General features: G+C 28.0%; 9 protein-coding genes. 7 read left to right on the forward strand and 2 right to left on the reverse strand.

The annotated features are described in order from the left end of the window. The first annotated feature begins 91 nt into the window (after positions 1–91). Positions 92–1,927: a methyl-accepting chemotaxis protein gene (locus tag T324_RS0104655; protein ID WP_028329168.1), complete on the forward strand. Its 1,836-nt coding sequence runs from the start codon at positions 92–94 to the stop codon at positions 1,925–1,927. A 47-nt stretch (positions 1,928–1,974) separates the two neighbouring features. Here the strand turns inward: T324_RS0104655 and T324_RS0104660 are convergent, their stop codons facing one another. After that, positions 1,975–2,859 carry an MBL fold metallo-hydrolase gene (locus T324_RS0104660; RefSeq protein ID WP_028329169.1) on the reverse strand — a complete coding sequence of 295 codons (885 nt, stop codon included), beginning with the start codon at positions 2,857–2,859 and terminating at the stop codon, positions 1,975–1,977. Between the two features lie 152 nt (positions 2,860–3,011). Here T324_RS0104660 and T324_RS0104665 point away from each other — a divergent pair, with 152 nt between their 5' ends. The 5 genes from T324_RS0104665 to T324_RS0104685 all read left to right on the forward strand — a co-directional run bounded on the left by T324_RS0104665 (position 3,012) and on the right by T324_RS0104685 (position 6,980). Continuing rightward, positions 3,012–3,794, forward strand: coding sequence for an exodeoxyribonuclease III (locus T324_RS0104665; RefSeq protein ID WP_028329170.1), 783 nt, complete (start codon positions 3,012–3,014; stop codon positions 3,792–3,794). Positions 3,795–3,885: 91 nt separating this feature from the next. Then, positions 3,886–4,221, forward strand: coding sequence for an STAS domain-containing protein (locus T324_RS0104670; RefSeq protein WP_028329171.1), 336 nt, complete (start codon positions 3,886–3,888; stop codon positions 4,219–4,221). A gap of 9 nt (positions 4,222–4,230) precedes the next feature. Continuing rightward, positions 4,231–4,551, forward strand: a complete 321-nt coding sequence (locus tag T324_RS0104675) for a YggT family protein (protein ID WP_028329172.1) — start codon at positions 4,231–4,233, stop codon at positions 4,549–4,551. Positions 4,552–4,560: 9 nt separating this feature from the next. Further along, entirely contained in the window at positions 4,561–6,696 is a 2,136-nt protein-coding gene (locus T324_RS0104680; RefSeq protein WP_028329173.1) for a tetratricopeptide repeat protein, read from the forward strand. Positions 6,697–6,770: 74 nt separating this feature from the next. Next, positions 6,771–6,980 (forward strand): DUF1858 domain-containing protein, encoded by a 210-nt coding sequence (locus tag T324_RS0104685; RefSeq protein ID WP_028329174.1) that lies wholly within the window; start codon positions 6,771–6,773, stop codon positions 6,978–6,980. A gap of 75 nt (positions 6,981–7,055) precedes the next feature. Here the strand turns inward: T324_RS0104685 and T324_RS0104690 are convergent, their stop codons facing one another. After that, a complete protein-coding gene (locus T324_RS0104690; protein ID WP_028329175.1) occupies positions 7,056–7,778 on the reverse strand; it encodes a DUF3108 domain-containing protein in 723 nt (240 codons plus the stop codon). A 150-nt stretch (positions 7,779–7,928) separates the two neighbouring features. On the opposite strand from T324_RS0104690, the gene T324_RS0104695 reads away from it, so the two are divergent. Continuing rightward, positions 7,929–8,807: a DMT family transporter gene (locus tag T324_RS0104695; RefSeq protein ID WP_028329176.1), complete on the forward strand. Its 879-nt coding sequence runs from the start codon at positions 7,929–7,931 to the stop codon at positions 8,805–8,807. Positions 8,808–9,218 lie beyond the last annotated feature (411 nt).

The raw sequence follows: 9,218 nt of genomic DNA on the forward strand, positions 1-9,218 counted from the left end.
TAAAAAAATTATGTATATGTCATTTTGTAATTGTCTTATAATATTTTAATATGATATTGTAGGAATATTTATTTAGGGAGAATTTTTTACTATGAAAAAGAGACATTCTATAAGATTTAAAATGCCGCTTACAATAAGTATAATAACTACTATTATTTTAGTAATAACTATATGCTTATTGTCATACAGATCGTTTGTAGGAGTAAGTAAAACAACATTTTCCGGTTTTTCTTCCACTATAGAAGGTTATAAATCTATGCTTGATTCTTGGCTTTCAGAAAATAAAACTTTAATAAAAACCTATGCTATAACCCCAGCTGTTATTAATTATTTGTCTAATACTGGAAATACTAATGCTGATGTTCAATTGGAACAGACTTTGAGTAAATTCGAAGCTATTAATAAATTCTCTTTAAATATAGGTGTAACTGATACCAATGGAATAATATTGAATAATGCCAAGCAATCTTCAATAGGAGAGGATATACATAGATTAAGACCAGGTATTTGGGATAATTTCACAAAAAGTAATTATGATGTTGCTTATGGTACTAAAATAATTAAATCATCCTCTGATGATAAATGGTCATTAGCTATAATAGCAGGGGTAAAAGATGATAATAATAATTTAATCGGTACCATTTATATGATAATAAATTGGGAAGAGGTAATAAATTCATTAAAACAGTTGAAATTGGATGAAACAGGAAGATTATTTGCATTGGATGAAGATGGAATTATAGTTATAGATACTTATAATTATATTAATGAAAATGGCGGAGGATATTTTGATTTAATAAAAAATGATAATAAACAAAGCGGTGTTATTAATTATAAATCTGTAAACGCTTCAAGAACAGCTGTTTATACTAAGATGAATGAAGTTCCTTGGACTTTAACAATGGCTATGGATGATAGAATTATTTACAGAGAAAATATCAGAATGATCAGAATAGCTATAGCAATATGTATATTATCAGCATTATTTATAAATGCATTTACTGTTGCTTATATAAAAAGAACAATGTCGCCTTTAGATATCTTAATGAAGCAGGCTCAGAGAATATCAGAAGGTTATATAGAAGTTAAAGAAATAGAAAAAGAAAGAAAAGATGAATTTGGAAGATTGGAAAAAACATTTAATATAATGAGTCAGAAATTAGTAGAAGTTATTAATGAAGTTAATGATACTTCAAAAGAGATTATTTCATCTTCTCAAACTATGATGGAAAGCAGCGGGGAGTTGTCAAGCAGATCAGAATCTACAGCATCAAGTTTGGAAGAAACAGCAGCAAGCGTTGAGGAAATAGTTTCTACAATACAATCATCAACAGAAAATGCCATTAATGGTAAAGATATGATGAATGAATCTATTAATTATATAGAAGAGGCGGCTCAAATAATAAGTCAAACATCTTCAAATATAGAGGATGTTTATGAATCAAGTGAAAAAATAAAAGATATAACAAAAATAATAGAAGACATAGCTTTCCAAACTAATATACTTGCTTTGAATGCTTCAGTAGAGGCAGCACGTGCGGGTGAACAGGGTAAAGGATTTGCTGTTGTAGCTAGTGAGGTTAGAAACTTAGCACAAACTACTCAGGCATCTGTTAAAGATATTACTAATTTAGTTGATAATACAGCAGAGAAAATCAATAATGCCACAAAAACAGCTAGAAAATCGCAGGAAATATTTATTGAATTGCAAAGTAAAGTGAAAGAAACTTCAGAATTAATGGAAAATATTACAACAACAGCATTAGAGCAGCAGTCAGGAGTAAATCAAATTAGTACAGCTATAAACAGTATGGAAACAATAACTACTCAAAATGCTCATTTAGCTGGAGACTCCAGTAATTTATCACAAAATCTTTTAGCTAGGGCTAAAAAGCTTGAAGAAAGTATTAGTTTCTTTAAATTGTAATTTGAGTTTTGTAAAATAAGGGGCTTTAATAATAAGGCCCTTATTTTTTATAAGATTATATATGAACCTTCTTTAGCAAATGCTAATTGTAAATCTATTTCTTCTTTATTTAGGAAAGCCATTAATTTGTTATATATTAAATTAATTTGAGCATCGGTTCTTTCTTGATTATGATGATGGATTATTACATAAGGTACATTTGCATCTAACCCAACTTGAATAGAATCATTTAAAGTTGAATGTCCCCATCCTATATGTCCGTTGAAATATTCGCTTTTAGTATATTCACCTTCTATTATAAGAACATTAGCACCTCTTACAAAATCTATTAATCTTGCATGAAGTAAGTCGGCATTATGATTATAATGTGAAAGAGAAGGATGCTGAGCATGAAGACGTCTTTTATATGGTTCATGGTCTGTTAAATATACAACAGTTTTATTTCCTGAAGTTATTTTGTATGATAATGTATGGCATGGATGATTAACCCATATACTTTCTATTATCATATTGCCGAATACTATTTTTTTACCTTCATAAAATGCTTCAAATTTTAGTTTTGCTGCGAACTGTTCTAAATTTACAGGGAAATAGTCCTTAGATAATATATTATTTATAGTATCATACATTTCTGTAGATGAGTCTTTAGGTCCGTATATTGTAAAGCTGTATTTACTAGAGAAGAAAGGAGCAAAGAAAGGTATGCCCATAATATGATCCCAATGGAAATGAGTAAGTAATATAATACTTTCTGTTTTTTCTGACTTAAAGATATAGTAGCTTGCATTTTTAAGTCCACTTCCGGCATCTAATATTATATAATTATCATCATCATCTATAACTTGAAGACATGATGTATTTCCGCCGTACTCATTAAAACTATTACCAGGAGTTGGTATAGATCCTCTGCTTCCAAGAAATCTTACTTTCACAATACACCCTTATTATATATTTATTATATATATAATATATAATAAATGAAAAAAAATCAACAATTTGTATATTTATTATTTAAGTATTTTATATAGTTGTATTATTGTTATAAAATTATATAATTGATTAAAAAAATAAATAAGGGTATTTAATGAGTATCTTAAAAATAATATCTTGGAATGTTAACGGAATAAGGGCGGCATATAAAAAGGGTTTGGTTGATTTTATAAAAAAAGAGAATCCTGATATAATATGTTTACAGGAGACCAAAGCCTTTGAAGAACAGCTTCCGAATGATTTAAGAAATATAGAAGGCTATGAGCTTTTTATCAATCCTGCTGATCCGGAAGTAAAAAAAGGATATAGCGGAGTTGCAATATATACAAAGCTAAAACCTAATAAAGAGATAAAAAATAAATTAGGAAGTAAATTTTCGGACAGAGAAGGAAGAATATTATCTTTAGAATTTGATGACTTTACAATATTTAATGTTTATTTTCCTAATGGAGGAAAGTCAGAAGAGCATTTTCAATATAAACTTTCATTTTATGATGAGATAACAAAGCATTTAAGTAAATTAAAAAGTAAAACTAATGTTATATTATGCGGTGATATGAATATTGCCCATGAGGCTATAGATTTGGCAAGACCTAAAGAGAATGAAAAAAGTATAGGTTTTTTGCCTGAGGAGAGAGCTAAAATAACAGAGTTTTTAAATAAAGGTTTTACTGATACTTTTAGAATGTTTGTTAAAGAAGGCGGACATTACAGCTGGTGGGATATGAAGACAAGATCCAGAGAAAAGAATGTAGGCTGGAGAATAGATTATTTCTTTGTTAATAATGAAATAACTCCTAATATCAAAAGAGCTGATATATTAACAGATGTAATGGGAAGCGATCATTGCCCTATACTTATTGAATGGGAAAAATAAAAAATTACTTGATTTTTTAATGTTTTATAATAATATTGTAAATTAGGTAATTAGTTCTACTTTTTTATTGTTTTTTATTAAAGGAGTATTCATGGTTCGTACAATCATTGAGGATAAAACAGCCATAATTAACATTGAAAAGAATATTATATCCGAAAACGTTGATATATTAGAAGATAAATTAAATTATGCAAAAAATGCCGGAGCTTTAAATTTTATATTTGATTTTCATAACATAGAATATATGTGTTCTTCTGCTTTAGGACTTATTGCTTCTGCCTTAAGAGTATCTGCTGAGAATGGAGGAACTGTTTATTTTTGTTCTATGACTAATCAGCTAAAAAAATTATTTGAGGCTACTAAATTTTTAACTATAGTAAATATATCAGATAATGTTGATGATGCTTTAAATAATATAAGCAATTAATGGAGTTATATGTTAATACAAGTTGTTAATTTTATATATGTTTTATTAATACAGGCTTTAAGACTGTATTCATTTATATGGTTTGTTTGGATTATATTAAGCTGGCTTCAAGCATTCGGAGCTATGCATTTAGATTATTATAATCCTATAGTAAATTTCTTTTATAAAATAACTGACGGAGTTATAGATAAAATATTCGGCGGAAGAAGACTTATTGTGGGGATTATAGATTTATCTCCTTTAGTATTTCTTTTAGCACTTCAATTAGCTGCTCCTCTAATACTTAAAATTGTATTTCAATTTTTATTAGGTTTAGTAGCTAGGATATAGAGCATAATTATGAGTTCCTTAGATGAAATAAGCAAATATATGGATGAAGGGGATTATAAAAAAGCTATAGAAGAATTAGACATTATTATATCAATGGAACCTGATAATGCCAGAGCTTTTTATATGCGGGGAAAATCTGCATTTATAGAACTTCAGAATCAAGAATTTGATAATACGAAATATGATGCCCGAGTTGCTTTAATATATTCCACTATAGAATATGATCTCAACAAATCTATAGATATTGACCCTAATATAGTAGATGCATACAGAGGGCTTATGTATTTAAATAGGGATTTAAAAAATATAGACAAAGAAAGAGAATACGCTCAGATACTTTTTGATAAAGATGATACAGCTTATGATGCTTTACTTATACTAGCAAGCAGCTATCTTAATAATGGAGAAAATGAGGCAGATTTTCATCAGGCTATAGGATACTATGATGATTTTATCAATAAAGTAGATATTAATAATAGCAGAATAGCCAGATTTGAAAGGGGACTTTGTTATTATAATCTTAATATACTTCCTAAAGCGGATTTAGAGGCTAATAAACTTATTCAAGATTTTCCTATGTATGATGATGCTTATTTTTTGAAAGGCATTATATTGGCTAAGAAAGGTATACATTCTGAATTTTATGATGATGCTATATTCTTTTTGGACAGAGCTATTGAGCTTAATCCTATAAATTTTAATGCTATATATGAAAGAGCTGAATGGTATTTTAATAAAGAAAAATATAAAAAAGCTATAGAAAATTATAATGAGCTTCTTAAGCATAATAATAAATACAGATTGGATGCTTTGCTTGGAAAGGCGCAGGCTTTGCATGATTTTATAGTTGAAAATGATAATGAGTTTTATCCGGACAGTCAGGAAGAGGGTAAGGATTTGGAAGAAGCTTTTTATTTGCTTAATAAGATTATAGATGTACTTGGAATTAAGAATATGCAGTACAGATATTACAGGGGAAATCTATATGCTTATCAGGGTGAAATAAGAAAAGCTATAGTTGAATTCAAAAAGATACTGCATGAGATAAGCGATGCTGGTGCTTGGCTTTATGAAAAGATAGCTGAGCTTTATCATAATTATGCTCAAAGTGACGACGATTATAGAGAGGCTTTGCTTTATTTAGAAAAAATAGATAAAAGTGAGTTTAAATATTCAACATATTATCTGCTTATATTTTCTTATTATGAACTTAGAGATTATGAGAAAACAGCAGAAGTATGCGATGAGTTTTTTAAATATGTATATAAAGGTGATGAAGAAATAGATTACATTAAGTTTATATATGCATATTCTCTTCAAATGATAGGTTCTGATAATTATGAGCTTATGCTTAACAATTTAAGAAGCTGTTTAAATGGGAATTTGGATAAGGCTGTAATATACAGATCTATTGCTAATATTTTATTATACAATATGCCTAGTAAATATAATGAAGAGGGCATTCATATGCTTAAAAAAGCTATGGAGCTAAATGATGTAATTTCTTATTATATATATTCTAAAGAATTATTTTACGGAGACATTATAACCCCTTTGCCTGAAATAGCTGTAGGAATGGCTAATATGACTTTTGAGATGGATAATACTTTTGAATGTTCTCTTAGTATTATAGGAAGGGCTTATGAGCTTGGAAGAGGGGTTGAACAAGATAGTAATAAGGCATTTGAAATTTATTATAAAGCTAAAGAACTAGCAGATATGAATAATTCTAAATGTTCATGCGGAAAAGGGCTTCTTGCACATTGTTATTATAATGGAATTGGTGTTGAAAAAAATGAAAAAGAGGCCTTTAGAATAATTAAAGAGACGGCTGAGTTTTTAGGAAGCGAATCTGATATTAATGTATCGCTTTTATATTCTTATTTTGCATTAAATAATATTGAAGGATTTGATTTGATTACTTCATTATCTTTATTTGACAGCAATGATACAAAAAAATTATGTGTAGCTATGATATTAAAAAGAATATATAAAAAACTTAATATGCCGCATGATGTAAGAAAAATGTCTAAAATGGAGATTAATGCTTTAGAAAATACAGGAGAATTGAATTTAAGTTATTTAAGAAAACATATAAAGAAATTTGACAATTTTTATCCTATTTTGCATATTTCTAATAATTAGCATTTATTTTTTACACTTTGACAAAAAAAGCAATTATATATATTATATAAAAAAATAAAAAGAGGTGATAAATTATGATCAACAAAACTATGAGTATAGGTGAAATTATACAAGTTTTTCCTGATTCTGTAGAAATAATGATGAGTCACGGACTTCATTGTGTAGGATGCCATGTTGCAAGCTGGGAAAGTTTGGAAGAAGGCTGCCGCGGACATGGTATGAATGATGAACTTATTGATAATTTAGTTAAAGAAATCAATGATAAATTTGAAGCTAGTAAATGATCTCATAAAAATATTTTAGATATTTAAGATTATAGAGAGATAGAAATTTATCTTTACTATCTCTCTATAATCTTTTTATTTTCCATCTTTATATTCTCTAATTATACCTCTTACTCTTAATGTAAGACCATAAATTTTTTGTTCGGCTATAATTACATCTAAAGGCACCTGATTATATTTATCTTTAGCAATAAGTGCGTCAGTTCCATATTTATCTTTTTCATAAACTCTTGTTGTAGCTAATTTACCCCTTTCCAATTTAGTTTTTATTTCATCTCCGTTTTCTATAGTAAATCTTATATCTTTTTTAACATTCTTGCCTTCAAGCCAATTAATTTTAAATGTACCTATATTTTTATCAACGAATCTCATAAAAAATACAAGAGATAAAGCATCGAAAGCCATTCCCTTAAACTCTATTTTTTCATTTACAGTTCTCTTATCATTAAACAAATAGTAGTTATTATAAAAAGTTAAAGTTTCTTTATTAGTCCAATCACCTTCAGAAGTATCTTTTTTTAATACTATAGGAGTAAAATCATTTGTAGTAACCCAAGCTTCAAATATATCGCTTACCTTATAAAGCATATTAGCAGCTCCTGTTGTGTAAACATGGGCATAAAGATGATAAGCAGATTTTCCATTTACATTGCTTATAGCAAGAACTTTTGCTTCAAGCATACCTACTTTTCCGCTTATGTTAAATTCTGGAACCTGTGCCAATACATCATATTTTATATATTCGCCTACTTTAAATGTTTGATTATATGCAAATAACATATTTGATATTATAAGCATAGCTGTTATAAAAATATATTTCATAAACTTAAATCTCCATTTTGTATTATTAAATTACCATTTATATGCTATTATATTATTGTAAATGTTGCAATACTATTTTTTTAATATATTATTATTTTTTTAGTAGTTATAAATTAGGATCTATTTATGGGTAAGAGTATATTTTTATTAGTTGGAGTAATAGCATTATCAACTTCTGCGATATTTGTAAGGCTTGCAAATGCTCCTTCTTCTATAGCGGCATTTTATAGAATATTTTTCTCATTTCTTATTGTGCTTCCTATAAGCATATTAAAAAAATCAAATAGATTGGAGCTTTTATCAATAACAAAAAAGGAAGTTATACTTTCTATAATAGCAGGTTTTTCATTAGCTGCGCATTATTTTTTATGGTTTCAATCATTGAACTTTACATCAGTAGCTAGTTCTACAGTAATAGTTACTTTACAGCCTTTATTTTCATTAGTTGCAGGGTATTTCTTTTTTAAAGAGAGGTACACATTCGTTGCTATATTAGGTTTTATTATAGCAATAGTAGGTTCATTTGTAATAGGATGGGGAGATTTTCAGATAAGTTCAAAGGCTTTATTTGGTGATTTACTTGCTTTCATTGCGGCAGGTCTTATAAGTATGTATTTTATAATAGGGCAGTATACAAGGGTAAGATTATCAGCTGTTAATTGGATAGCTTTGAGTTATTTTAGTGCATTTATATTTTTGGGTATTTTATCATATTTTATGAAAATCCCTTTTACAGGATATTCTGCTTCTACTTGGATTTATTTAGTAGCATTAACTGTTATATCTACTATGCTTGGTCAGGTGGTGTTTACTTGGCTTTTGAAATGGTTTTCTGCCACTGTTATATCAATGACTATATTAGGCGAGGCTGTTGGTACATGCATACTTGGTTATTTTATATTAAGTGAATCTATAAGTTTAAAGCAGTTTATTGGAATAGTATTAATATTGTTGGGTATAGGGTTGTTTCTTATGGAGAAAAGAAAAGCAGTTTCAAAGAATTGATTATTTACACGCACGGTTAATAGATTTTATTGGTTATCAGAGTGATATTTATATTTAATATGCATATCTATAATATTTTTACGTGCGTTAATTGCATTTTTACACCAAATAAAATTTGGGCGGGCTTTATATGTTTTATTAAGATGCTTTTAAATAAAAAGCAGAATATATTATAAAAGTTATTAAATGTAAAAGGGCGGGCGAATGTAAATAGATTTTAAAAAACTTTCACAACTAAAATATATCAAATAATTAAAAAGCTCTGACAGCTGAATCTATCAGAGGCTTTATATCAAATAATCAAAATAGTTCGCTAAAAAACCCGTAGAAACTAAAGTTCCTACGGGCTCACTATTTTGATTTATTGTAATCTAACTATAAATTATTACTTATCTTGTAATACTGCGATTC

Origin of the sequence: Brachyspira alvinipulli ATCC 51933 (genome assembly GCF_000518245.1) — a bacterium.
GTDB classification, from domain to species: domain Bacteria; phylum Spirochaetota; class Brachyspiria; order Brachyspirales; family Brachyspiraceae; genus Brachyspira; species Brachyspira alvinipulli.

What these genes read in the sequence shown, in the direction of transcription:
- T324_RS0104655 (WP_028329168.1), top strand. Translation starts at nt 92, where the DNA reads ATGAAAAAGAGACATTCTATAAGATTTAAAATGCCGCTTACAATAAGT.
- T324_RS0104665 (WP_028329170.1), top strand. Translation starts at nt 3,012, where the DNA reads ATGAGTATCTTAAAAATAATATCTTGGAATGTTAACGGAATAAGGGCG.
- T324_RS0104670 (WP_028329171.1), top strand. Translation starts at nt 3,886, where the DNA reads ATGGTTCGTACAATCATTGAGGATAAAACAGCCATAATTAACATTGAA.
- T324_RS0104675 (WP_028329172.1), top strand. Translation starts at nt 4,231, where the DNA reads ATGTTAATACAAGTTGTTAATTTTATATATGTTTTATTAATACAGGCT.
- T324_RS0104680 (WP_028329173.1), top strand. Translation starts at nt 4,561, where the DNA reads ATGAGTTCCTTAGATGAAATAAGCAAATATATGGATGAAGGGGATTAT.
- T324_RS0104685 (WP_028329174.1), top strand. Translation starts at nt 6,771, where the DNA reads ATGATCAACAAAACTATGAGTATAGGTGAAATTATACAAGTTTTTCCT.
- T324_RS0104690 (WP_028329175.1), bottom strand. Translation starts at nt 7,778, where the DNA reads ATGCTTATAATATCAAATATGTTATTTGCATATAATCAAACATTTAAA.
- T324_RS0104695 (WP_028329176.1), top strand. Translation starts at nt 7,929, where the DNA reads ATGGGTAAGAGTATATTTTTATTAGTTGGAGTAATAGCATTATCAACT.